The following is a 22,884-nucleotide window of genomic DNA, read 5'->3' on the forward strand; positions in this document are numbered from 1 at the left end:
GGCGATCCGAAAAGTGATCTACACGACCAACGCCATTGAGAGCATCAACGCTCAACTGCGCAAGATCATCAAGACCCGAGGTCACTTCCCGACCGACGATGCGGCGACAAAACTGATCTGGCTTGGGTTGCGCAATATCACAGCAAACTGGGGCTCAGCGGCCCATGACTGGAAAAGTGCGATGAATCAATTCGCGATTCTGTACGGAGATCGATTTATCAGGCCGACCTGGTAAAGCACGGCCTGCCTAACGGCAGGCCGTTACCGGCCCGCACACAAAATATCTGACAGTCCCAAGCAGCCCCTCTATTGAGCCAACTCCCGCATCCGCTGTAGCACTGCATTCAAACCATTGCTACGAGACTCGGACAACTGCCGCCCCAACCCCAGTTGATTGAACCAGTCCGGCAAATCCACCTGCTGCAACTCAGCCGCCGACAACCCGTTGACCCGCGCCAGCAGCAATGCCACCAACCCGCGAATCAAGCGTGCATCGCTGTTGGCGTTGAACTGCCAATGGCCGTCGCGCAATTCACCCACCAGCCACACCTGGCTTTCACAGCCGTGCACCCGATTGGCATCGCACATCTGCGCATCACTCAAGGCCGGCAGACGCTCGCCCCATTGCATCAACAGGCGTGCGCGTTGTTCCCAGCCGGCCGCTTTCTGAAAGGTGTCCAGTGCCGTCACGGCATCGGCGGGCAAGTTCATCGCAAGAGCTCCAGCGCCTGATCCAGGGCTTCAAAGAACCGCTCCAGGTCTTCGGAATCGTTGTACAGCGCCAACGACACCCGAATCGCTCCGGCCAGTTCGAAGCGTTTGAGTAGTGGCATGGCGCAATGATGGCCGGCACGCACCGCGATCCCTTGTTCGGTCAGCAAATGCGCGAGATCGGAGTTATGCACACCCTCGACGGTAAAACTGGCCAGCGCCACTTGCGGCTTGCCCAGAAGGCGAATGCCATTTCGCGCCTCAAGGCCCTTTAACAGAGTGGCATGCAACGCCGCTTCATGGGCGGACACCGCGTCCTGATCGAGCCCGGCAAGGTAATCCAGGGTCGCTCCCAGGCCGATCACACTGGCAATCGGCGGCGTCCCGGCCTCGAAGCCCAGCGGTGCCGGGCGAAAGCGTGCGTCGTGGTAATTGGCATCCAGCACCATTTCGCCGCCAAACTGCCAGGGACGTAGCTGTTGCAGCGCTGCATTGCGCCCGAACAGCACGCCCAGGCCATCGGGGCCATAAAGCTTGTGGCTGGAAAATACATAAAAATCGCAGCCCAGCGCTTGCACGTCGTGGCGGCCATGGACCACGCCCTGGGCGCCGTCGATCACGGTCAGGGCGTTGTGTGCCTTGGCCAGTGCCATTAACTCTGGCAGCGGCTGCCACGCGCCAATCACGTTGGACAACTGGCTGACGGCCAACAGACGTGTGCGCGGGCCGATCAGACCAGCCGCGGCTTCCAGGTCGATCACGCCGTCGGCATCCAGCGGCAGGATTACCAGTTTCAGCTCGCGACGGTGCGCCAGTTGCTGCCATGGCAGCAGGTTGGCGTGATGCTCCAGGGCGCTGATGACAATCTCGTCGCCTGGATTGAAAAGATGTTCCAGGCCATAGGCCAGGAGATTCAGCGCGGACGTCGCGCCGTGGGTAAAGATGATTTGCCCGCAATCGCCCGCATTGAGCCATTGCGCGACTTTGCGGCGGCTGTCCTCGAACGCCTGGGTGGCGTGGGCGCCGGGCAAATGCTGCGCCCGATGCACGTTGGCCGCGCCGTTGGCGTAGTAGTGCGCCAGGGCATCGAGCAGGGCTTGAGGTTTTTGCGTGGTGGCGGCATTGTCCAGATAGGTCTGGTCTTGCCGTTGCAGGGCGGCGATGGCCGGAAAATCGGCACGCCAGGGAGAGAGAATCATCATGTGTTCAGCCCTGTGAACTTGGGCGGGTGTACACCGGACCCCTGTAGGAGCGAGCCTGCTCGCGATGGACGTGAACGATAACGCGCATTATTTGGCTAAACGCGTTGCCCTTACGTTTTTCGCGAGCAGGCTCGCTCCTACAGGTGAACTCGTGTGCTGCTTAGTTGTGAGCGTGCAGCGCTTCGTTCAGTTCGATGGCCGATTTGTGGGTTTTGCATTCCACGGCACCGGTCTGCGAATTGCGACGGAACAGCAGGTCCGGCTGGCCGGCCAGGTCACGGGCCTTGACCACTTTGACCAGTTGATTGTTCTCGTCCAGCAGCGCCACTTTGGTACCAGCGGTCACGTACAGGCCCGACTCGACGGTGTTGCGATCGCCCAACGGGATACCGATACCGGCGTTGGCGCCGATCAGGCAGCCTTCGCCGACCTTGATCACGATGTTGCCGCCGCCCGACAGGGTGCCCATGGTCGAGCAGCCACCGCCCAGGTCCGAACCCTTGCCGACGAATACGCCAGCGGATACGCGGCCTTCGATCATGCCCGGGCCTTCGGTGCCGGCGTTGAAGTTGATGAAACCTTCGTGCATCACGGTGGTGCCTTCGCCCACGTAAGCGCCCAGGCGCAGACGCGCAGCGTCAGCGATACGCACGCCGGCCGGAACCACGTAGTCGGTCATTTTCGGGAACTTGTCCACCGAGAACACTTCCAGCAGCTCGCCGCGCAGGCGGGCTTCGAGTTGCAGTTCGGCCAGCTCGCTCAGGTCGACCGCGCCCTGGCTGGTCCAGGCCACGTTTGGCAGCAACGGGAAGATCCCGGCCAGGTTCAGGCCGTGTGGCTTGACCAGGCGATGGCTCAGCAGGTGCAGCTTGAGGTAGGCCTCAGGGGTGGACGACAACTGGGTGTCTTCAGCCAGCAAGGTGGCAACCAGCGGCTTGTGGCTCTCGGCCAGGCGGGTCAGCAGGGCAGCCTGGGCAGCGTCGACGCCTTTGAGCGCTTCAGCCAGTTGCGAGGCCTGGGCGGTGCTGAACGCGATAGCCTGATTGCCTTCGGTGTAGCCCAGGATCGGTGCGATAGCGGCCAGGACTTCAGCCGAAGGCTTGAGTACCGGGGCGGCGTAGAACACTTCCAGCCATGCGCCTTGACGGTTTTGAGTGCCGACGCCGAAGGCCAGGCTGAACAGGGTAGTGGACATGTGTATACCTCTAACAAAATTGAACGGGCTGCTTACTTGAGCGCGGCCGCGTAGATATCTGGCTTGAAGCCAATCAGGGTTCGGTCACCGAGATCGAGCACCGGGCGCTTGATCATCGAGGGTTGTGCAAGCATCAGTTCGATGGCTTTCGTCTGGTCGAGATCGGCTTTGCGTTCGTCGTCGAGCTTGCGAAAGGTCGTGCCTGCACGGTTCAACACCACTTCCCAGCCGTGCTCGCTGCACCATTGGGTCAGGTGTTCACGGTCGATACCGACCGCCTTGTAATCATGAAAGTCATAGCTGACAGCGTGTTCATCGAGCCAGGTGCGCGCCTTTTTCATGGTGTCGCAGGCTTTGATGCCGAAAAGGTGCAACGTTTTGCTTGAAACGGTCAAGGAATCGCCCCCTTTACAGGTGCTGGGTTTAAACGGTGTCGGATTATGCCATGGCCAAACCCGGCCAGGTGAAGCAACACCTGGACCTGAGCGGCGGCGGGGTTATTTGCGGCGCTGGATGAATGCGCGAATCCGCTCGGCAGCTTCGACACATTCGGCAAGCGGCGCCACCAGTGCCATGCGTACACGCCCGGCACCCGGGTTGACGCCATCGACATCCCGCGACAGATAAGAACCTGGCACCACGGTCACGTGCTCCTGCTCGAACAGGTCACGGCAGAAGGCGGCGTCGTCACCGGCTACATTTGGCCACAGGTAGAAGCTGCCATCCGGCCGCTGTACGTCCATGACCGGGCTGAGGATTTCCAGTACCGCATCGAACTTCTCGCGATACAGCGCCCGGTTGGCGCGCACGTGCACCTCGTCATTCCACGCAGCAACACTGGCCAGTTGTGTTTGAACCGGCATCGCGCAGCCGTGGTAGGTGCGGTAAAGCAGGAAGCCTTTGAGGATGTCGGCATCGCCCGCGACAAAACCTGAGCGCAAGCCCGGCAGGTTGGAGCGCTTGGACAAACTGTGGAACACCACGCAACGCTTGAAGTCCTTGCGATCCAGTTCCGCGCAGGCGCTGAGCAGGCCAGGCGGCGGGGTTTGTTCGTCGAAATACAGTTCGCTGTAGCACTCGTCCGCGGCGATCACGAAATCGTGTTCATCGGCCAGGGCAATCAGCTTTTTCAGGGTCTCGACCGGGATCAGGGCGCCGGTCGGGTTGCCGGGCGAGCACAGGAACAGGATCTGGCAGCGTTTCCAGATGTCCGGCGATACGGCGTCGAAATCCGGGTTGAAGCCGTTTTCGTCCAGGCATGGCAGGTAATGCGGCTTGGCCCCGGCGAGGAACGCCGCGCCTTCGTAGATCTGGTAGAACGGGTTCGGGCTGACCACCAGCGCGTCATCGCCACGGTTGACCACAGTCTGGGTGAAGGCAAACAGGGCCTCGCGGGTGCCGTTGACCGGCAGCACGTTGCGCGCCGGGTCGATCCAGCCGCTCGGAACACCGAAGCGACGCTCGCACCATGCCGCAATGGCTTCACGCAGCTCCGGGATGCCGAGTGTGGTCGGGTACACCGCCATTTTTTCCAGATTGTTGGCCAGGGCCTCGGCGACAAAGCTTGGCGAACGGTGTTTCGGCTCGCCGATGGACAGCGCGATCGGACGCTTGTCCGGATTGGGCGTCACGCTGCCGAGCAGGGCACGGAGTTTCTCGAACGGGTAGGGCTGGAGCTGGGACAGAGCGTTGTTCATCGATGTATCTCGTTCGGTGTAGGAGCGGGCAAACCCTGGTTCCTGTAGGAGCTGGCTTGCCAGCGATGGGCGTCAACGAAAACGCTTGCTTACCGGGTAAACGTGGCGCTTTTGATTCCTTCGCTGGCAAGCCGGCTCCTACAAAGGGCAGGTTCGCCCCCCGGATAGGGGTCGGTTGATTCAGATGCTGATGCGCGACAGTTTGATATCAGGTTCCTGATTGACGCTCAGTTGTTCGACGATGGCATCCTGCAGGCGGCTGCACAGCAGCGGGTCGGACAACGGCTGATTGTTGGCGTCGGTGATGAAGAACACGTCTTCCACGCGCTCGCCGAGGGTGGCGATCTTGGCGTTCTGCAGCGACAGGTCGAACTCCAGGAAGATCGTGCCAATCCGCGCCAGCAGGCCCGGGCGGTCGGGTGCGGTCAGTTCCAGCACCGTCACCGGACGCTGGGCGTCATTGTGGATCGTCACCTGAGGTGCAAAGGCGAAATGCTTGAGCTGACGTGGCACCCGGCGCTGGATGATGGTCGGGTAGTCGTCCGGGTTGCGCAGGGCTTCGGTCAGGCCATCGCGGATTTGTTTGATCCGTGCCGGGTTGTCGCCAATCGAGTCGCCGTCGGCGTCGAGCACGATATAGGTGTCGAGGGTGAACTGGCTGCTGGAGGTGATGACCCGGGCGTCGTGAATGTTCAGGTTGAGCTGGTCCATCGCGGCCACGGTCACGGCAAAGAAGTCGTGCTGGTCCGGGGCGTAGATGAAGATCTGCGTTCCGCCTTCGAACTCGCGCTGGGTGGTTTCCTTGATCAGTACCAGAGGCCCGCCGTCGGTCGGTTGCTGGAGGATCGCGTCGCTGTGCCAGGCCACATCGCCGGCTGTGTGGCGCAGGAAATAGTCATCGCCCAGTTGCGCCCACAGTTGCTCGACATCGTCCGGGTCGGTGCCGCCGCGCACCAGGATATCCAGGGCGGCGCTCTGGGTCTGGCGGATCTGCTCTTCGCGGTCCACCGGGTTTTCCAGGCCTCGACGCAGGGCGCGCTTGGTTTCGGTGTAGAGCTGGCGCAGCAGGCTGGCGCGCCAGGAGTTCCACAGGGTCGGGTTGGTGGCGTTGATGTCGGCGACGGTCAGCACATACAGGTAGTCGAGGCGGGTTTCGTCGCCGACGATCTGGGCAAAATCGTGGATCACCTGCGGGTCGGACAAGTCCTTGCGCTGGGCGGTGGTCGACATCACCAAGTGGTTCTGCACCAGCCACACGATCAGGCGGCTGTCCCACACTGGCAGCTGATGGCGCTGGCAAAACGCCTCGGCATCGACCGCTCCGATGTCCGAGTGGTCGCCATGCCGGCCTTTGCCTATGTCGTGGTACAGGCCGGCCATGTAGATCAGCTCGGGTTTGGGCAGTTTGCCCATGAGCTTGCTGGCCAGCGGGAATTTTTCCGACACCTGGGTGTACTGCAACTTACGCAGGTGCTTGATCAGGTTCAGGGTATGGGCATCGACCGTATAGATGTGGAACAGGTCATGCTGCATCTGCCCGACGATAAAGCCGAATTCGGGCAGATAGCGCCCCAGAATGCCGTAACGGTTCATCCGCCGCAGGTTACGGTGGATGCCGATCTTGCACTTGAACAGCTCGATAAACAGGCTGGTGTTGCGAATGTCGTTGCGGAAGTCGTCGTCGATCAGGTGACGGTTTTCCCGCAGTAGACGAATGGTGTCGGCGCGTACGCCCTTGATTTCCGGCTGCTGGGCCATCAGCACGAAGATTTCGAGCATGGCGAACGGCGTGCGTCGGAAAACGTTGTCGTTGCGTGCCTCGATGTAGCCGTCATGCAACTGGAAGCGCGAGTTGATCGGCTGCGGTGGTGATTCGTCTTCCGGTGCGAGGATGACTTCCTCGAAGTGCTGGATGATCAGGTCGCTGAGCTGGGCGATGCTCATGACCACCCGGTAATACTGCTGCATGAAGTTTTCGATGGCTTGCTTGGCGTCGTCGCCCTTGAAGCCCAGCAGCCCGGCAATGGTGCGCTGGTGATCGAACAGCAGGCGATCTTCGGAGCGGCCAGCCAGCATGTGCAGGGCATAGCGAACCTTCCACAGGAACTCCTGGGAGGAGGCGAGCAGGGCGTTTTCACTCTCGACCAGGAATCCTTCGCCAGCCAGTGCCCGCAGGTTCAGGGTGCCGTACTCGCGACGGGCCACCCACAGAATCGTCTGGATATCCCGCAGGCCGCCGGGTGAGCCTTTGACGTTGGGTTCCAGGTTGTATTCGGTGTCGTTGTACTTGTGGTGGCGAGCCTTTTGTTCGGCGCGCTTGGCCAGGAAGAAGTCCTTGCTCGGCCACATGTGTCCGGTGCTGGTGACGTCCAGCATGCGCTGGCGCAAACGCTCGGGGCCGGCGATGGTGCGGCTTTCCATCAGGTTGGTGACGACCGTCAGGTCGGCGCGGGCCTCGACGGCGCATTCGTCGACCGAGCGAACGCTCTGACCGACCTCCAGGCCGATGTCCCACAACAGCGTCAGAAAACGCTCGATGGAATCGCGGAAAACCTCGTGGTCGGCACTGTCCAGCAGGATCAGCAAGTCGATATCGGAATAAGGGTGCAATTCGCCACGGCCGTAGCCGCCGACCGCGACCAGCGCGATGTCGGCGTCCTCACTCCAGCTGAACTGCTCCCAGGCCTTTTGCAGGATGTTATCGACGAACCAGGCACGATCCTCGATCAATCGGCGAATGTCCCGGCCATCGCGAAAGCGCGTATCGAGCACCTCACGGGCCTGGCGGATCGCCTTCTTGAAGGCCGAAATCGGGCTTGCCTTCAGGGCCAGTTCAGCCTGGAACTGGCCGCGGTCGAAGAGTTCGGGATCCACCTGCGGCATCGATTGGCTTTCCTTTCTATAGGCGAGGTTCGGTGGTGGGATCAGGCCGAAACGCGAGGGATGGTGTCATCGCTGCGCAGGGTGAAGATCTCGTAACCGGTTTCGGTCACCAGCAGGGTATGTTCCCACTGCGCCGAGAGCTTGCGGTCCTTGGTGATCGCGGTCCAGCCGTCGCCCAGTACCTTGGTGTCGGCACGGCCCTGGTTGATCATCGGCTCGATGGTGAAGGTCATGCCGGCCTTGAGTTCCATGCCGGTGCCCGCGCGGCCGTAGTGCAGGATCTGCGGCTCTTCGTGGAACACCTTGCCGATACCATGGCCGCAGAATTCACGAACCACCGAGAAGCCGTTCTTTTCCGCGTGCTTCTGAATGATTTCGCCGATGTCGCCCAGGCGGCAGCCGGGTTTGACGATTTCGATCGCCTTGTACATGCATTCCTGGGTCACCTGGGACAGACGCTCGGCCCAGACCGGCACGGTGCCGACGTGGAACATGCGGCTGGTGTCGCCGTGGTAACCGTCCTTGATGACGGTGACGTCGATGTTCAGGGTGTCGCCATCCTTGAGCGGCTTGTCGTTCGGGATTCCATGGCAGACCACATGGTTGATCGATGTGCAGATCGACTTCGGATAGCCCTTGTAGTTGAGCGGGGCAGGGATGGCCTTCTGCTCATTGACGATGTAGTCGTGGCAGATCTGGTTCAGTTGATCGGTGGTAACGCCCGGCTTGACGTATTCGGCAATCATTTCCAGCACATCGGCGGCCAGTTTGCCGGCGATACGCATTTTGGCGATATCCTCGGGGGTTTTGAGGGTGACGGTCATACAGGCTCTCTCTGCGCCAGGCGGCGCTTTCTAAACGGAAAGGGCATTGCGTGATGGAACTTCGCGGCCCTGAAAAATGCGATTCTACCAGACGATCAGCGCAAATCTGCGCCTGTGTGCATCGCTTCTCTCTATAGAATGGTGCATTCTTGGCGGATTCCAAGGGCAGGAGCGAAGCGCTCGCCAGGATTTCAGAATCCGGGTTCCGTTTTGCCCTGTCTTGTGATATAAAATGCGCCGCTTTCCGGGGATGTCCCGTAAAGCCTAAATCCACACACGTGTCGACACGATGACCTGGGTGCCTTCAGCTGATGCTGCTGGTTGGTCATTGGGATACGTGGAGGCCAAACCCGACTTATTAAGGAACTATCATGTCCCAAGTCAACATGCGCGATATGCTGAAGGCCGGTGTGCACTTCGGTCACCAGACCCGTTACTGGAACCCGAAAATGGGCAAGTACATTTTCGGCGCGCGTAACAAGATCCACATCATCAACCTTGAAAAAACCCTGCCAATGTTCAACGAAGCTCTGACTTTCGTAGAGCGTCTGGCCCAGGGCAAAAACAAGATTCTGTTCGTCGGCACCAAGCGTTCCGCTGGCAAGATCGTTGCTGAAGAAGCAGCACGTTGCGGTTCGCCGTACGTCGATCACCGCTGGTTGGGCGGCATGCTGACCAACTTCAAAACCATCCGTGCTTCCATCAAGCGTCTGCGTGACCTTGAAGTGCAAGCCGAAGACGGTACTTTCGCCAAGCTGACCAAGAAAGAAGCGCTGATGCGCACTCGTGACCTGGAAAAGCTGGATCGTTCCCTGGGTGGTATCAAGGACATGGGCGGTCTGCCAGACGCTCTGTTCGTTATCGACGTTGATCACGAGCGCATCGCGATCACTGAAGCCAACAAGCTGGGCATCCCGGTTATCGGCGTAGTCGATACCAACAGCAGCCCGGAAGGCGTTGACTACATCATCCCAGGCAACGATGACGCAATCCGCGCTATCCAGCTGTACATGGGTTCGATGGCTGACGCTGTCATCCGTGGTCGCAACAATGTTGCCGGCGGCACTGTAGAGTTCGCAGCTGAAGAAACTCAGGCTGCAGCTGAGTAATTGACGCCCTGGCGTTGACTCAGTAAGCAAAAAGGGGGCTTGGCCCCCTTTTTGCCACCTCGAAAACCATTTGTCGGCGCCCACTGCTCTATCTGTAACGTGTGGCAGCTAACAAGGGTGGTTCGGGAAGAATTGATCGCCCGTTCGATCGGGTGGAATGGTTGAAAACCTATCCAAGAGGATTTTGAAATGGCAGAGATTACTGCAGCGTTGGTCAAAGAACTGCGCGAGCGTACTGGCGAAGGCATGATGGATTGCAAAAAGGCCTTGACCAAGGCTGGCGGCGACATCGAGAAAGCCATTGATGACATGCGTGCTTCGGGCGCCATCAAGGCTGCCAAGAAAGCCGGCAACGTTGCCGCTGAAGGCGCTATCGCTCTGAAGGAAGACGGTAAATCCGCCGTTTTGCTGGAAGTGAACTCGCAGACCGACTTCTTGGCCCTGCAGGACGACTTCAAGGAATTTGTTGCAGCAAGCGTTGAAAAAGCGTTCGCCGACAAGATGACTGAAGTTGCTCCGCTGATCGAAGCTCAAGAAACTGCTCGCCTGGTACTGGTCGGCAAGGTTGGCGAAAACGTCAACATCCGTCGTCTGGTACGCGTTGAAGGTGACGTTGTCGGTGGCTACCTGCACGGCAACAAGATCGGTGTTGCAGTTGTCCTGAAAGGCGGCAGTGTTGAGCTGGCCAAGGACATCGCTATGCACGTAGCGGCTACCAATCCTGAATTCCTGCTGCCATCGGAAGTTTCCGCTGAAGCGATCGAGCGCGAGAAAGGCGTGTTCCTGACGCTGAACGCTGACAAGATCGCCGGCAAGCCGGAAAATATCGTTGAAAACATGGTCAAAGGCCGTATCAGCAAGTTCCTGGCCGAAGCCAGCCTGGTTGAGCAGGCTTTCGTCAAGAACCCTGAAATCAAGGTCGGCGAACTGGCCAAGAAAGCCGGCGCTGAAATCGTTTCCTTTACTTACTTCAAAGTAGGCGAAGGCATCGAGAAGCCAGTGGACAACTTCGCAGAAGAAGTTGCTGCCCAGCTGGCTGCCGCCAAGCAATAAGACGGTTTTTTAACTGTCGCCCAGAAGAGGCTGCCCGCTCACGCGCGCAGCCTCTTTTCAGATGGGGTATCAATTTTTATTTGGTTTCCCTTTGGAACTGGCTTACAAAGCCGTGTTCCGATGGCGCTGAAGCAGCGCCAAGCTAGAGTGAACGCCAGCTGTAAACAGCTCGCAAAGAATTTTTAAAATACGCCGCAGGAGAGATTCGCAATGGCTCAGCAGGGCAGTGGTTATCAGGCTCGCTATAAACGCATTCTACTCAAGCTCAGCGGCGAGGCCCTGATGGGCTCGGAAGAGTTCGGGATCGATCCGAAGGTCCTGGATCGCATGGCATTGGAAGTTGGCCAACTGGTCGGCATCGGTGTTCAGGTCGGTCTGGTCATCGGTGGTGGCAACCTGTTCCGCGGTGAAGCGCTGAGCAAGGCTGGCATGGACCGTGTCACCGGCGACCACATGGGCATGCTGGCCACTGTGATGAACGCCCTGGCCATGCGCGACGCCCTCGAGCGCGCCAACATTTCGGCCATCGTGATGTCCGCTATTTCCATGGTTGGCGTGACCGATCACTATGATCGTCGCAAGGCCATGCGTCACCTGAACTCCAAGGACGTGGTGATTTTCGCGGCCGGTACCGGCAACCCGTTCTTTACGACGGATTCGGCAGCCTGCCTGCGTGCAATCGAAATCGATGCCGACGTCGTGCTCAAGGCGACCAAGGTCGATGGTGTCTACACCGCTGATCCGTTCAAAGACCCGCATGCCGAGAAGTTCGATCATCTGACTTACGATGAAGTGCTGGATCGCAAGTTGGGCGTGATGGATCTGACGGCCATTTGCCTGTGCCGCGACCACAAGATGCCGTTGCGTGTCTTTAACATGAACAAGCCCGGCGCCCTGCTGAACATTGTGCACGGCGGCGCTGAAGGGACCCTGATCGAGGAAGGTCAACAATGATCAACGAAATCAAGAAAGACGCTCAAGAGCGCATGCAGAAATCCCTGGACTCTCTGGCCCATGCTTTTGGTCAGATTCGTACCGGCAAGGCCCACCCAAGCATTCTGGGCAGCGTGATGGTGCCGTACTACGGTGCTGACACCTCCATCACTCAAGTGGCCAACATCACTGTTAAGGACTCGCGCACCCTGCAAGTCGTGGCGTTCGAGCGCAACATGCTCGCGGCGGTCGACAAAGCGATCCAGAGCGCTGGCCTGAACCTCAACCCGACCAACCTGGGCGAGTTGTTGTTGATCTCCATGCCTGCCCTGACCGAAGAAACCCGCAAGGGCTTCACCAAACAGGCGCGCAGTGCTGCCGAAGACGCTCGTGTTGCCGTGCGCAACATTCGTCGCGATGCCTTGGGCGACCTGAAGAAACTGGTTAAAGACAAAGAGATCAGCGAAGACGAGGAGCGTCGTGCCGCTGCCGATATCCAGAAGCTCACCGACAAGGCTGAAGCCGATATCGACGCGGCTACCAAGCAGAAAGAAGCGGATCTGATGGCCGTATAAGGGTCGAGTTTTTAATGGACAAGACCAAGCAGACTGCGCCGTCCGCGGTGCCGCGCCATGTCGCGATCATCATGGATGGCAACAATCGTTGGGCGAAAAAACGCTTTATGCCGGGTGTCGCCGGGCATAAAGCGGGCGTGGATGCGGTACGTGCCGTCATTGAAGTTTGTGCCGAGGCCAAGGTCGAAGTGCTGACCCTGTTCGCCTTTTCCAGCGAGAACTGGCAGCGTCCGGCCGATGAGGTCAGCGCTTTGATGGATCTGTTCTTCAAGGCGCTGCGTCGTGAGGCCAAACGCCTCAACGACAACAACATCAGCCTGCGGATCATTGGCGATCGCTCGCGCTTTCATCCCGAGTTGCAGGCTGCCATGCGTGAAGCCGAGTCCATGACGGCCGGCGCCAATCGATTCGTCCTGCAGATCGCCGCCAATTACGGCGGTCAGTGGGATATCGCGCAAGCTGCGCAACGACTGGCGCGAGAGGTCCAGGCCGGACACCTGCGTCCGGAAGACATCACGCCTGATCTGCTGCAGACCTGCCTGGCCACGGGCGACCTGCCGCTGCCGGACCTGTGTATCCGCACCGGTGGCGAGCACCGCATCAGCAACTTCCTGCTCTGGCAGCTGGCCTATGCCGAGCTGTATTTCTCCGACCTGTTCTGGCCGGACTTCAAACACGATGCCATGCGCAATGCGCTGGCCGATTTCGCTTCCCGCCAGCGCCGCTTCGGTAAAACGAGCGAGCAGGTCGAGGCTGGAGCCCGGGTTTAATGCTTAAACAACGAATCATCACCGCACTGATCCTGCTGCCGATTGCCCTGGGCGGGTTTTTCCTGCTTGAGGGTTCCGGTTTTGCACTGTTTATCGGGCTGGTCGTGACCCTTGGTGCCTGGGAGTGGGCACGTCTGGCGGGTTTCGCCGGTCAGGCATTCCGCGTTGGCTATGCCGCCGTGGTCGCTCTGGCGCTGTTCCTCATGTACATCCTGCCAGGCCTCGCGCCTTGGGTGTTGGGCGCGTCAGTGCTGTGGTGGGCTGTGGCGACGTATCTGGTGCTGACCTATCCGCGTTCGAGCGAGCACTGGTCCGCTGCGGCCACCAAATTGGTGATCGGCCTGTTGATTCTCCTGCCAGCCTGGCAAGGTCTGGTGCAGATCAAGCAATACCCATTGGGTAACTGGCTGATCATGGCGGTGATGGTGCTGGTCTGGGGTGCCGATATTGGCGCCTACTTCTCCGGTCGTGCTTTCGGCAAGCGCAAGCTCGCACCGCAGGTCAGTCCGGGCAAAAGCTGGGAAGGCGTGTACGGTGGTCTGGCGCTAAGCCTGGTGATTACCACAATCGTTGCTCTGGTGCGCGACTGGACGGTGGCCGAGCTGTTCAAGGGCTTGATCGGTGCCGCGCTGATCGTGTTCATTTCGGTGGTGGGTGATCTCACTGAAAGCATGTTCAAGCGACAATCCGGGATCAAGGACAGCAGTAACCTGCTTCCGGGGCACGGCGGCGTGCTGGATCGTATCGACAGCCTGACGGCAGCGATTCCAGTGTTCGCGGTACTGCTGTGGATGGCGGCGCCATGAGCCGTCCGCAACAGATTACCGTTCTGGGCGCGACCGGTTCGATTGGCCTGAGTACGCTCGACGTCATCGCTCGTCACCCCGATCGATATCAAGTCTTTGCCTTGACTGGCTTCACTCGCTTGAGCGAATTGCTGGCGCTCTGCGTGCGCCATGTGCCGCGATTTGCCGTGGTGCCTGAAGTCGCAGCTGCCCGCGCCTTGCAGGATGATCTGCATGCGGCAGGCCTTTCGACCCGTGTTCTGGCGGGTGAAGAGGGTTTGTGTCAGGTCGCTTCCGATCCGGAAGTCGATACGGTCATGGCGGCCATCGTCGGTGCGGCCGGATTGCGTCCGACACTGGCGGCGGTCGAGGCCGGAAAGAAAATCCTTCTGGCCAATAAAGAAGCGCTGGTCATGTCCGGCGCGCTGTTCATGCAGGCCGTGCGCAAGAGCGGTTCGGTGTTGCTGCCGATCGATAGCGAGCACAACGCCATTTTCCAGTGCATGCCGCTGGATTATGCCCGTGGTCTTGAGGCGGTCGGCGTACGCCGGATTTTGCTGACGGCTTCCGGTGGTCCGTTCCGACAGACGCCAATGGCCGAGCTGGCGCATGTTTCTCCCGATCAGGCGTGTGCTCACCCGAACTGGTCCATGGGGCGAAAAATCTCCGTTGACTCGGCCAGCATGATGAACAAGGGGCTTGAGCTGATCGAAGCCTGCTGGTTGTTCGATGCCAGACCTTCGCAGGTCGAGGTGGTGATTCACCCGCAAAGCGTGATTCATTCGCTGGTCGACTATGTCGATGGTTCTGTCCTGGCACAGTTGGGAAATCCTGACATGCGCACGCCCATCGCCAATGCCCTGGCGTGGCCTGAGCGGATCGATTCGGGTGTGGCGCCGCTGGATCTGTTTGCCATTGCGCGGCTGGACTTCCAGGCGCCCGATGAAGAGCGTTTCCCTTGCTTGCGTCTGGCCCGTCAGGCGGCCGAAGCGGGTAACAGCGCGCCGGCCATGCTCAATGCGGCGAACGAAGTGGCGGTGGCGGCATTTCTCGACGAGCGGGTTCGTTACCTGGAAATCGCGAGTATCATCGAGGAAGTACTGAATCTGGAGCCCGTAGTGGCTGTGGATGATCTCGATGCAGTGTTCACGGCAGACGCGAAGGCGCGATTGCTGGCCGGACAATGGTTGAGCCGTCACGGGCGGTAAATGCTGCGGATAGTTGGCCGAGGCAGCAGCGGATAGGATTGCGGAGAAAGTAGATGAGCGCGCTCTATATGATTGTCGGCACCCTGGTCGCTCTGGGTGTGCTGGTTACCTTCCACGAGTTCGGCCATTTTTGGGTCGCGCGTCGCTGTGGGGTCAAGGTGCTGCGCTTCTCCGTAGGCTTCGGCATGCCTTTGCTGCGCTGGCACGACAAGCAGGGCACCGAATTTGTCGTCGCCGCCATTCCGTTGGGCGGCTACGTCAAAATGCTCGACGAGCGCGAAGGTGAAGTACCGCTCGATCAGCTTGATCAATCCTTCAATCGCAAGTCCGTTCGGCAGCGCATTGCCATCGTAGCGGCGGGGCCGATTGCCAACTTCCTGCTGGCATTGGCGTTCTTCTGGGTGTTGGCAATGCTCGGCAGCGAGCAGGTGCGTCCGGTCATCGGCGCTGTCGAGTCCGGCAGTATTGCGGCCAAGGCAGGTTTGAGCCCCGGCCAGGAAATCGTGGCGATTGATGGTGAGGCGACTTCCGGCTGGGCGGCGGTGAACCTGCAGTTGGTGCGTCGCCTGGGCGAAAGCGGTCAGTTGCAGATAATGGTGCGCGAACAGGGTTCCACCACCGATTCTCCTCGTGAACTTGTACTGGACAAATGGCTCAAAGGGGCCGATGAGCCTGATCCTATCCAGTCGTTGGGGATTCGTCCGTGGCGCCCGGCATTGCCACCAGTCCTGGCTGAACTCGATCCGAAGGGGCCGGCCAAGGCTGCCGGCCTGAAGACCGGTGACCGGTTGCTGGCGCTAGATGGTCGTGGGCTGGATGACTGGCAGCAGGTTGTCGATACCGTCCGTATGCATCCTGATACCAAAATCATGCTGCGGGTTGAGCGCGACGGTGCTCAAATCGACGTCCCGGTAACGCTTGCCGCTCGCGGCGAGAGTAAATCACCCAGCGGCTATTTGGGGGCAGGGGTGAAGGCGATCGACTGGCCGCCGGAGATGATCCGCGAGGTCAGTTACGGGCCATTGGCAGCAATTGGCGAGGGGGCTCGACGCACCTGGACCATGAGTGTGCTGACCCTCGATTCACTGAAGAAAATGTTGTTCGGCGAGCTCTCGGTAAAAAACTTGAGTGGACCGATAACCATTGCTAAAGTGGCGGGCGCTTCGGCCCAGTCGGGTGTCGCTGATTTCCTGAATTTCCTTGCTTATCTGAGTATTAGCCTGGGGGTTCTGAATTTGTTGCCCATTCCAGTACTGGATGGGGGGCATTTGTTGTTTTATCTGATCGAGTGGGTGCGTGGTCGTCCCTTGTCAGATCGGGTGCAAGGTTGGGGGATACAGATCGGCATCAGTTTGGTGATCGGGGTGATGTTGCTTGCTCTGGTCAATGATCTGGGTCGACTGTAACGCTTCGCTGAATTGCGAATCTGCCGCATTTTGCGGCAGTTTGTTTATTGCCAGTTGGAATAAGAAAGGACTTCATGAAACGTCTGCTGCTAACTGCGGTTCTCACCGTATTGATGATCGCCGAAGTTCACGCCGAGTCCTTCACTATCTCTGATATTCGCGTCAATGGCCTCCAGCGGGTCTCCGCGGGTAGCGTCTTTGGTGCTTTGCCGTTGAACGTCGGTGAACAGGCGGACGATCGTCGCCTGGTGGAATCCACTCGTGCGTTGTTCAAAACCGGTTTCTTTCAAGATATCCAGCTGGGCCGCGATGGCAACGTCCTGGTCATCACGGTAGTCGAGCGCCCGTCGGTCGCCAGTATCGAGATCGAAGGCAACAAGGCGATCTCTACCGAAGACCTGATGAAAGGCCTCAAGCAATCCGGTCTGGCCGAAGGCGAGATCTTCCAGCGTGCCACCCTTGAAGGTGTGCGTAACGAACTGCAACGCCAGTACGTCGCCCAGGGTCGCTACTCGGCTACCGTCGACACCGAAGTGGTGCCACAGCCGCGTAACCGCGTCGGCCTGAAGGTCAACATCAACGAAGGCACCGTTGCGGCTATCCAGCACATCAACGTGGTGGGCAACACGGTCTTCCCTGATGAAGACCTGATCGACCTGTTCGAGCTCAAGACCACCAACTGGTTGTCGTTTTTCAAGAACGACGACAAGTACGCCCGTGAAAAACTGTCCGGTGACCTGGAGCGCCTGCGTTCCTACTACCTGGACCGTGGCTATATCAACATGGATATCGCTTCGACCCAGGTCTCCATTACGCCAGACAAGAAGCACGTCTACATCACCGTCAACGTCAACGAAGGCGAGAAGTACACCGTTCGTGACGTCAAACTCAGCGGTGACCTGAAAGTCCCTGAAGACCAGGTCAAGTCCCTGCTGCTGGTGCAAAAAGGCCAGGTGTTCTCGCGCAAGCTGATGACCACCACCTCCGAGCTGATCACCCGTCGCCTGGGTAACGAGGGTTACACCTTCGCCAACGTCAACGGCGTGCCTCAACCCCACGATGAAGATCACACCGTAGACATCCTGTTCGCGGTCGATCCGGGCAAGCGTGCCTACGTGAACCGCATCAACTTCCGTGGCAACACCAAGTCCGAAGACGAAGTGCTGCGTCGTGAAATGCGTCAGATGGAAGGCGGCTGGGCTTCGACCTACCTGATCGACCAATCCAAGACCCGTCTGGAGCGTCTGGGCTTCTTCAAGGAAGTCAACGTCGAGACCCCGGCCGTGCCAGGTGTCGATGACCAGGTGGACGTCAACTACAGCGTTGAAGAACAAGCCTCCGGTTCGATTACCGCCAGCGTCGGTTTTGCCCAGAGCGCCGGTCTGATCCTCGGTGGTTCGATCACCCAGAACAACTTCCTGGGTACCGGTAACAAGGTCAGCGTCGGCCTGACCAAAAGCGAATACCAGACCCGCTATAACTTCGGCTTTGTCGACCCCTACTGGACCGCCGACGGCGTGAGCCTGGGTTACAACGCGTTCTACCGCACGACTGACTACGATGAGCTCGATACCGACGTCGCCAGCTACGCCGTGGACAGCCTGGGTGCCGGTGTGAGTGTCGGTTATCCAATCAGCGAGACTTCGCGTCTGACCTTCGGCCTGAATGCGCAACAGGACACGATCAAGACTGGCGTTTACACCGTCGATGAAATCTTCGACTTCGTTAACCAGGAAGGCGACAAGTACCTGAACTTCAAGGCTTCGGCCGGTTGGTCCGAGTCCACCCTGAACAAAGGCGTTTTGGCGACTCGTGGTCACTCCCAAAGCTTGACGGCGGAAGTCACCGTGCCGGGAAGCGACTTGTCGTTCTTCAAACTCGATTACCGTGGTCAGTTGTTCCAGCCGCTGAGCGAAAACTACACCATGCGCCTGCACACCGAATTGGGTTATGGCGACGGCTACGGTTCGACCGAAAGCTTGCCATTCTATGAAAACTACTATGCTGGTGGTTTCAACTCGGTTCGTGGCTTCAAGGACAGTACACTGGGGCCGCGTAGTACTCCGAGCCGCGGCGTACTCGAAACGGGCAATGCCGGAACGCAGGCTGACCCGGACCAGGATCCACTGCCGTTCGGTGGTAACGTCCTGATCCAGGGTGGTGTGGAAGTTCTGTTCCCGCTGCCGTTCGTCAAGGATCAACGATCCCTGCGTACCTCGGTATTCTGGGATGTGGGTAACGTATTCGACTCCAAGTGCGAGCAGACGACCAATACCAACCCTGCGTCGAAGTCCAATACGCAGTGTAACGATGTCAGTCTGAGCAATATGGCCAGTTCCGTCGGTGTGGGAGTGACCTGGGTCACCGCGCTGGGGCCTCTGAGTTTCGCCCTGGCCATGCCAGTCAAGAAACCGGATGACGCTGAAACCCAAGTGTTCCAATTCTCTCTCGGCCAGACGTTCTAAGCGTCTGACCCAGGATAACGACAATGAATTTTGTAGGAGTGCATCGTGCGTAAGTTGACTCAATTGGTTCTCCTGGCCAGCGTACTGGTCGCTGGTCCGGCGTTCGCCGACATGAAAATTGCTGTTCTGAACTATCAGATGGCTCTGCTGGAGTCCGACGCGGCCAAGAAATACGCCGTGGATGCCGAGAAGAAGTTCGGTCCTCAGCTGACCAAGCTCAAGACACTGGAAAGCAGCGCCAAGGGCATTCAGGATCGCCTGATGGCCGGTGGCGACAAAATGCAGCAGGGCGAGCGCGAGCGTCTAGAGCTTGAGTTCAAGCAAAAGGCCCGTGACTTCCAGTTCCAGTCCAAGGAACTGAACGAAGCCAAAGCCGTTGCCGACCGTGAAATGCTGAAGCAGCTCAAGCCGAAACTGGACAGCGCTGTGGAAGAAGTCATCAAGAAAGGTGCTTTTGACCTGGTCTTCGAGCGTGGCGCAGTGATTGATGTCAAGCCTCAGTACGACATCACCCGCCAGGTTATCGAGCGCATGAATCAGCTGAAGTAACCCATGACCGTGACCATTAAGCTCGGCCAGTTGGCCGAGTTCCTCGGCGCTACACTACGTGGCGACCCCGAGAAAGCAATTACTGGGCTAGCCACCTTGCAGGAGGCTGGCCCAGCTCAGTTGAGCTTTCTCGCAAACCCCCAGTATCGTAAATACCTGGCAGGCAGTCAGGCTGCAGCCCTGTTGCTCAAAGCTGCTGATGCCGAAGGCTTTTCCGGTAATGCGTTGGTGGTGCCTGACCCGTACGCAGCCTACGCCCGTATTTCTCACTTGTTCGATCCCAAGCCCAAAACGGCTGCCGGTGTTCATCCGACGGCGGTGATCGCGGCGGATGCGGTGGTTGACCCGACGGCGAGTATCGGTGCTTTTGCAGTCATCGAAAGCGGGGTGCATATTGCTGCCGATACCACCGTTGGTGCGCACTGTTTCATCGGTGCCCGTTGTGTGATCGGCGAAGGTGGCTGGCTCGCTCCGCGCGTGACCTTGTATCACGACGTGCGCGTCGGCAAGCGTGTGGTGATTCAGTCCGGTGCCGTACTCGGTGGTGAAGGTTTCGGTTTTGCCAACGAGAAAGGCATCTGGCAGAAAATCGCCCAGATTGGTGGCGTTTTGATCGGCGACGATGTGGAAATCGGCGTGAATACCGCCATTGACCGTGGCGCACTGGCCGACACCATCATTGGTAACGGTGTGAAGCTCGACAACCAGATTCAGATCGCCCACAACGTCCAGGTCGGTGATCACACCGCCATGGCCGCGTGCGTGGGGATTTCCGGCAGCACCAAAATCGGCAAGCACTGCATGCTTGCCGGTGGCGTAGGGCTGGTGGGGCATATCGATATTTGCGACAACGTGTTCATCACCGGGATGACCATGGTGACTCACTCGATCACCGAGCCGGGCGCTTATTCATCCGGTACGGCGATGCAACCAGCGGCCGAATGGCGCAAAAGCGCGGCACGTCTGCGTCAGCTCGATGACATCGCGCGACGTTTGCGACAGCTGGAAAAGCAGGCAGGGGAAGTGACCCCTGGCGGTAAAGCTTCATCAGATGGCTGATACCATTTCCATATCAAGTGTGCACAGCCGCTAGACTGCGTCCTTGATTTGCTAGAGGAGCGCGCGCCAGTCGCGCGCCCCCAATCTTTACATAGGCTTCCCCCCGAAATGATGGACATCAACGAGATTCGCGAATACCTGCCTCACCGTTACCCGTTCCTGCTGGTGGACCGGGTAGTGGAGCTGGATGTTGAAGGCAAGCGCATTCGCGCCTACAAGAATGTCAGCATCAACGAACCGTTCTTCAATGGTCACTTCCCTGCGCATCCAATCATGCCGGGCGTATTGATCATCGAGGCAATGGCTCAGGCTGCCGGGATCCTTGGTTTCAAAATGCTCGACGTGAAGCCGGCCGATGGCACGCTCTACTACTTCGTCGGTTCCGACAAACTGCGTTTCCGCCAGCCTGTGCTGCCGGGCGATCAGTTGATCCTTGAAGCCAAGTTCATCAGCTGCAAGCGTCAGATCTGGAAGTTCGAATGCCAGGCTTCGGTCGATGGCAAACCGGTCTGCTCTGCTGAAATCATCTGTGCGGAACGCAAGCTATGAGTTTGATTGACCCTCGTGCAATCATCGATCCGTCGGCTGTTCTGGCTGACGGCGTCGAGGTCGGCCCGTGGTCGATCGTCGGCGCAGGTGTGGAAATCGGCGAGGGGACAGTCATCGGGCCACACGTGATTCTCAAGGGCCCGACCCGAATCGGTAAGTACAATCGCATCTACCAGTTTTCCTCGGTGGGCGAAGACACACCCGACCTGAAGTACAAGGGCGAGGAAACCCGCCTGGTGATCGGTGATCACAACGTCATCCGTGAAGGCGTGACGATTCACCGTGGCACTGTCCAGGACCGTTCGGAAACGACCCTGGGCGATCACAACCTGATCATGGCCTATGCCCACATCGGCCACGACAGCGTTATCGGCAACCACTGCATCCTGGTGAACAACACCGCACTGGCGGGCCATGTGCACGTGGAAGATTGGGCGATCCTCTCCGGTTTTACGCTGGTTCACCAGTATTGCCACATTGGCGCCCACAGCTTTTCAGGCATGGGTACGGCGATCGGCAAGGATGTTCCTGCGTATGTCACGGTGTTCGGCAATCCTGCCGAAGCCCGCAGCATGAACTTCGAGGGCATGCGCCGTCGGGGCTTCAGCGAAGATGCGATCCATGCGCTGCGTCGTGCCTACAAGGTGGTGTACCGCCAGGGCCTGACCGTGGAGCAGGCACTCGCCGAACTGGCCGAGCCTTCTGCGCAGTTCCCGGAAGTAGCGGTGTTCCGTGACTCCATCCAGTCTTCGACTCGCGGCATCACTCGCTGACCATGGCCAATCTGCGTATTGCGCTGGTAGCGGGTGAAGCTTCCGGCGACATTCTGGGTGCGGGCCTCATGCGCGCGCTCAAGGCTCGTCACCCGGCTGTCGAGTTCATCGGTGTCGGTGGTCCGTTGATGCAGTCTGAAGGCCTGACCTCGTATTTTCCGATGGAACGTCTGTCCGTCATGGGCCTGGTGGAAGTGCTGGGCCGGTTGCGCGAACTGCTGGCGCGGCGCAAGAAGCTGGTCGCCGACCTGATCGACGCGAAACCCGATGTGTTCATCGGTATCGACGCGCCGGACTTCAACCTCAATATCGAACTCAAGCTGCGTCAGGCCGGAATCAAGACCGTGCATTACGTCAGCCCGTCGGTCTGGGCCTGGCGGCAGAAACGCGTGCTGAAGATTCGCGAAGGCTGCGACCTGATGCTCACGCTGTTCCCGTTCGAAGCCAGGTTCTACGAAGAGAAGGGCGTGCCGGTGCGGTTCGTCGGCCATACCCTGGCCGATGCCATTCCACTGCAGGCCGATCGCGCGGCTGCCCGGGCCGAACTCGGTTTGCCCGACGGGCCGCTGGTGGCGTTGATGCCCGGCAGCCGCGGTGGTGAAGTTGGCCGGCTCGGTGCGTTGTTCCTCGACACGGCCCAGCGCTTGCGAGCGTTGCGCCCGGGTGTGCGGTTTGTCATGCCATGCGCCAGTGCGCAACGTCGCGCACAGCTTGAAGAACTGTTGGCCGGTCGCGATCTGCCCCTGACCCTGCTCGACGGCCAGTCTCATCTGGCCCTGGCAGCGTGCGATGCGGTGTTGATTGCCTCGGGCACCGCAACGCTTGAAGCGCTGCTGTACAAGCGACCGATGGTGGTCGCCTATCGCCTGGCGCCGCTGACGTTCTGGATTCTCAAGCGCATGGTGAAAAGCCCCTACATTTCGTTGCCGAACCTGTTGGCCCAGCGTCTGTTGGTACCCGAGTTGTTGCAGGACGATGCCACGGTCGAAGCGCTGGCCCAGACCTTGTCGCCGCTGATCGAAGGTGGGGAAGAACAGACCCGCGGTTTCGACGAGATTCACCGGACCCTGCGTCTGGATGCCTCCAACCAGGCTGCGGACGCAGTGCTGAACCTGATCGGCCAAGTAAAATGAGTAAA

22 protein-coding genes are annotated in these 22,884 nt (G+C 59.2%); 15 read left to right on the forward strand and 7 right to left on the reverse strand.

Going from position 1 to position 22,884, the window contains the following annotated elements:
• Positions 1-235: transposase (locus BSF44_RS13125; protein ID WP_141250027.1), on the forward strand; the 235-nt coding region annotated here is incomplete at its 5' end.
• Between the two features lie 71 nt (positions 236-306).
• On the opposite strand, the gene BSF44_RS13130 is transcribed toward BSF44_RS13125, so the two are convergent.
• The 7 genes from BSF44_RS13130 to map form a co-directional block, all read right to left on the reverse strand.
• Positions 307-711, reverse strand: coding sequence for a SufE family protein (locus tag BSF44_RS13130; RefSeq protein ID WP_095943868.1), 405 nt, complete (start codon positions 709-711; stop codon positions 307-309).
• Positions 708-1,913 (reverse strand): aminotransferase class V-fold PLP-dependent enzyme, encoded by a 1,206-nt coding sequence (locus BSF44_RS13135; RefSeq protein ID WP_095943869.1) that lies wholly within the window; start codon positions 1,911-1,913, stop codon positions 708-710. The genes BSF44_RS13130 and BSF44_RS13135 overlap by 4 nt, the downstream gene beginning before the upstream one ends.
• A 160-nt stretch (positions 1,914-2,073) precedes the next feature.
• Positions 2,074-3,108, reverse strand: coding sequence for a 2,3,4,5-tetrahydropyridine-2,6-dicarboxylate N-succinyltransferase (gene dapD, locus BSF44_RS13140; protein ID WP_095943870.1), 1,035 nt, complete (start codon positions 3,106-3,108; stop codon positions 2,074-2,076).
• A gap of 32 nt (positions 3,109-3,140) precedes the next feature.
• Positions 3,141-3,503, reverse strand: coding sequence for an ArsC family reductase (locus BSF44_RS13145; protein ID WP_007978403.1), 363 nt, complete (start codon positions 3,501-3,503; stop codon positions 3,141-3,143).
• 102 nt (positions 3,504-3,605) lie between these two features.
• Entirely contained in the window at positions 3,606-4,805 is a 1,200-nt protein-coding gene (gene dapC, locus BSF44_RS13150; protein ID WP_095943871.1) for a succinyldiaminopimelate transaminase, read from the reverse strand.
• Positions 4,806-4,985: 180 nt separating this feature from the next.
• Positions 4,986-7,688, reverse strand: a complete 2,703-nt coding sequence (locus BSF44_RS13155; RefSeq protein WP_095943872.1) for a [protein-PII] uridylyltransferase — start codon at positions 7,686-7,688, stop codon at positions 4,986-4,988.
• 41 nt (positions 7,689-7,729) lie between these two features.
• On the reverse strand, positions 7,730-8,512 hold the full coding sequence (gene map / locus BSF44_RS13160; RefSeq protein ID WP_008057306.1) for a type I methionyl aminopeptidase: 783 nt from the start codon (positions 8,510-8,512) through the stop codon (positions 7,730-7,732).
• Positions 8,513-8,883: 371 nt separating this feature from the next.
• On the opposite strand from map, the gene rpsB reads away from it, so the two are divergent.
• From rpsB to lpxB, 14 genes are all read left to right on the forward strand, one after another.
• Positions 8,884-9,621 carry a 30S ribosomal protein S2 gene (rpsB, locus tag BSF44_RS13165; protein WP_008052780.1) on the forward strand — a complete coding sequence of 246 codons (738 nt, stop codon included), beginning with the start codon at positions 8,884-8,886 and terminating at the stop codon, positions 9,619-9,621.
• A gap of 189 nt (positions 9,622-9,810) precedes the next feature.
• Complete coding sequence (gene tsf / locus BSF44_RS13170; RefSeq protein WP_095943873.1) at positions 9,811-10,674, forward strand: translation elongation factor Ts; 864 nt, start codon at positions 9,811-9,813, stop codon at positions 10,672-10,674.
• A gap of 210 nt (positions 10,675-10,884) precedes the next feature.
• Positions 10,885-11,628: a UMP kinase gene (pyrH, locus tag BSF44_RS13175; RefSeq protein WP_003222124.1), complete on the forward strand. Its 744-nt coding sequence runs from the start codon at positions 10,885-10,887 to the stop codon at positions 11,626-11,628.
• Positions 11,625-12,182, forward strand: coding sequence for a ribosome recycling factor (frr, locus tag BSF44_RS13180; protein WP_042557876.1), 558 nt, complete (start codon positions 11,625-11,627; stop codon positions 12,180-12,182). Before pyrH ends, frr begins: the two co-directional genes overlap by 4 nt.
• 14 nt (positions 12,183-12,196) lie before the next feature.
• Positions 12,197-12,952 (forward strand): polyprenyl diphosphate synthase, encoded by a 756-nt coding sequence (gene uppS, locus BSF44_RS13185; protein ID WP_095943874.1) that lies wholly within the window; start codon positions 12,197-12,199, stop codon positions 12,950-12,952.
• Positions 12,952-13,758, forward strand: coding sequence for a phosphatidate cytidylyltransferase (locus tag BSF44_RS13190; RefSeq protein WP_095943875.1), 807 nt, complete (start codon positions 12,952-12,954; stop codon positions 13,756-13,758). Before uppS ends, BSF44_RS13190 begins: the two co-directional genes overlap by 1 nt.
• On the forward strand, positions 13,755-14,945 hold the full coding sequence (gene ispC / locus BSF44_RS13195) for a 1-deoxy-D-xylulose-5-phosphate reductoisomerase (protein WP_095943876.1): 1,191 nt from the start codon (positions 13,755-13,757) through the stop codon (positions 14,943-14,945). Before BSF44_RS13190 ends, ispC begins: the two co-directional genes overlap by 4 nt.
• A gap of 53 nt (positions 14,946-14,998) precedes the next feature.
• Positions 14,999-16,351: a sigma E protease regulator RseP gene (gene rseP / locus BSF44_RS13200; protein ID WP_095943877.1), complete on the forward strand. Its 1,353-nt coding sequence runs from the start codon at positions 14,999-15,001 to the stop codon at positions 16,349-16,351.
• A gap of 74 nt (positions 16,352-16,425) precedes the next feature.
• Positions 16,426-18,816, forward strand: coding sequence for an outer membrane protein assembly factor BamA (bamA, locus tag BSF44_RS13205; RefSeq protein WP_095943878.1), 2,391 nt, complete (start codon positions 16,426-16,428; stop codon positions 18,814-18,816).
• Between the two features lie 45 nt (positions 18,817-18,861).
• Positions 18,862-19,365 (forward strand): OmpH family outer membrane protein, encoded by a 504-nt coding sequence (locus BSF44_RS13210; protein WP_007990260.1) that lies wholly within the window; start codon positions 18,862-18,864, stop codon positions 19,363-19,365.
• A gap of 3 nt (positions 19,366-19,368) precedes the next feature.
• Positions 19,369-20,424 carry a UDP-3-O-(3-hydroxymyristoyl)glucosamine N-acyltransferase gene (gene lpxD, locus BSF44_RS13215; RefSeq protein WP_095943879.1) on the forward strand — a complete coding sequence of 352 codons (1,056 nt, stop codon included), beginning with the start codon at positions 19,369-19,371 and terminating at the stop codon, positions 20,422-20,424.
• Between the two features lie 108 nt (positions 20,425-20,532).
• Positions 20,533-20,973 carry a 3-hydroxyacyl-ACP dehydratase FabZ gene (gene fabZ, locus BSF44_RS13220; RefSeq protein WP_007978374.1) on the forward strand — a complete coding sequence of 147 codons (441 nt, stop codon included), beginning with the start codon at positions 20,533-20,535 and terminating at the stop codon, positions 20,971-20,973.
• On the forward strand, positions 20,970-21,746 hold the full coding sequence (lpxA, locus tag BSF44_RS13225) for an acyl-ACP--UDP-N-acetylglucosamine O-acyltransferase (RefSeq protein WP_095943880.1): 777 nt from the start codon (positions 20,970-20,972) through the stop codon (positions 21,744-21,746). Before fabZ ends, lpxA begins: the two co-directional genes overlap by 4 nt.
• A 2-nt stretch (positions 21,747-21,748) precedes the next feature.
• Positions 21,749-22,879, forward strand: coding sequence for a lipid-A-disaccharide synthase (lpxB, locus tag BSF44_RS13230; RefSeq protein WP_095943881.1), 1,131 nt, complete (start codon positions 21,749-21,751; stop codon positions 22,877-22,879).
• Positions 22,880-22,884 lie beyond the last annotated feature (5 nt).

It is taken from the genome of Pseudomonas sp. ACN8, from assembly GCF_002303925.1.
Classification (GTDB): Bacteria; Pseudomonadota; Gammaproteobacteria; order Pseudomonadales; family Pseudomonadaceae; genus Aquipseudomonas.

Bases quoted from the DNA above. Each gene is read 5' to 3' on its own strand.
- BSF44_RS13130 (WP_095943868.1), bottom strand. From the start codon at position 711: ATGAACTTGCCCGCCGATGCCGTGACGGCACTGGACACCTTTCAGAAA.
- BSF44_RS13135 (WP_095943869.1), bottom strand. From the start codon at position 1,913: ATGATGATTCTCTCTCCCTGGCGTGCCGATTTTCCGGCCATCGCCGCC.
- dapD (WP_095943870.1), bottom strand. From the start codon at position 3,108: ATGTCCACTACCCTGTTCAGCCTGGCCTTCGGCGTCGGCACTCAAAAC.
- dapC (WP_095943871.1), bottom strand. From the start codon at position 4,805: ATGAACAACGCTCTGTCCCAGCTCCAGCCCTACCCGTTCGAGAAACTC.
- BSF44_RS13155 (WP_095943872.1), bottom strand. From the start codon at position 7,688: ATGCCGCAGGTGGATCCCGAACTCTTCGACCGCGGCCAGTTCCAGGCT.
- map (WP_008057306.1), bottom strand. From the start codon at position 8,512: ATGACCGTCACCCTCAAAACCCCCGAGGATATCGCCAAAATGCGTATC.
- rpsB (WP_008052780.1), top strand. From the start codon at position 8,884: ATGTCCCAAGTCAACATGCGCGATATGCTGAAGGCCGGTGTGCACTTC.
- tsf (WP_095943873.1), top strand. From the start codon at position 9,811: ATGGCAGAGATTACTGCAGCGTTGGTCAAAGAACTGCGCGAGCGTACT.
- pyrH (WP_003222124.1), top strand. From the start codon at position 10,885: ATGGCTCAGCAGGGCAGTGGTTATCAGGCTCGCTATAAACGCATTCTA.
- frr (WP_042557876.1), top strand. From the start codon at position 11,625: ATGATCAACGAAATCAAGAAAGACGCTCAAGAGCGCATGCAGAAATCC.
- uppS (WP_095943874.1), top strand. From the start codon at position 12,197: ATGGACAAGACCAAGCAGACTGCGCCGTCCGCGGTGCCGCGCCATGTC.
- BSF44_RS13190 (WP_095943875.1), top strand. From the start codon at position 12,952: ATGCTTAAACAACGAATCATCACCGCACTGATCCTGCTGCCGATTGCC.
- ispC (WP_095943876.1), top strand. From the start codon at position 13,755: ATGAGCCGTCCGCAACAGATTACCGTTCTGGGCGCGACCGGTTCGATT.
- rseP (WP_095943877.1), top strand. From the start codon at position 14,999: ATGAGCGCGCTCTATATGATTGTCGGCACCCTGGTCGCTCTGGGTGTG.
- bamA (WP_095943878.1), top strand. From the start codon at position 16,426: ATGAAACGTCTGCTGCTAACTGCGGTTCTCACCGTATTGATGATCGCC.
- lpxD (WP_095943879.1), top strand. From the start codon at position 19,369: ATGACCGTGACCATTAAGCTCGGCCAGTTGGCCGAGTTCCTCGGCGCT.
- fabZ (WP_007978374.1), top strand. From the start codon at position 20,533: ATGATGGACATCAACGAGATTCGCGAATACCTGCCTCACCGTTACCCG.
- lpxA (WP_095943880.1), top strand. From the start codon at position 20,970: ATGAGTTTGATTGACCCTCGTGCAATCATCGATCCGTCGGCTGTTCTG.
- lpxB (WP_095943881.1), top strand. From the start codon at position 21,749: ATGGCCAATCTGCGTATTGCGCTGGTAGCGGGTGAAGCTTCCGGCGAC.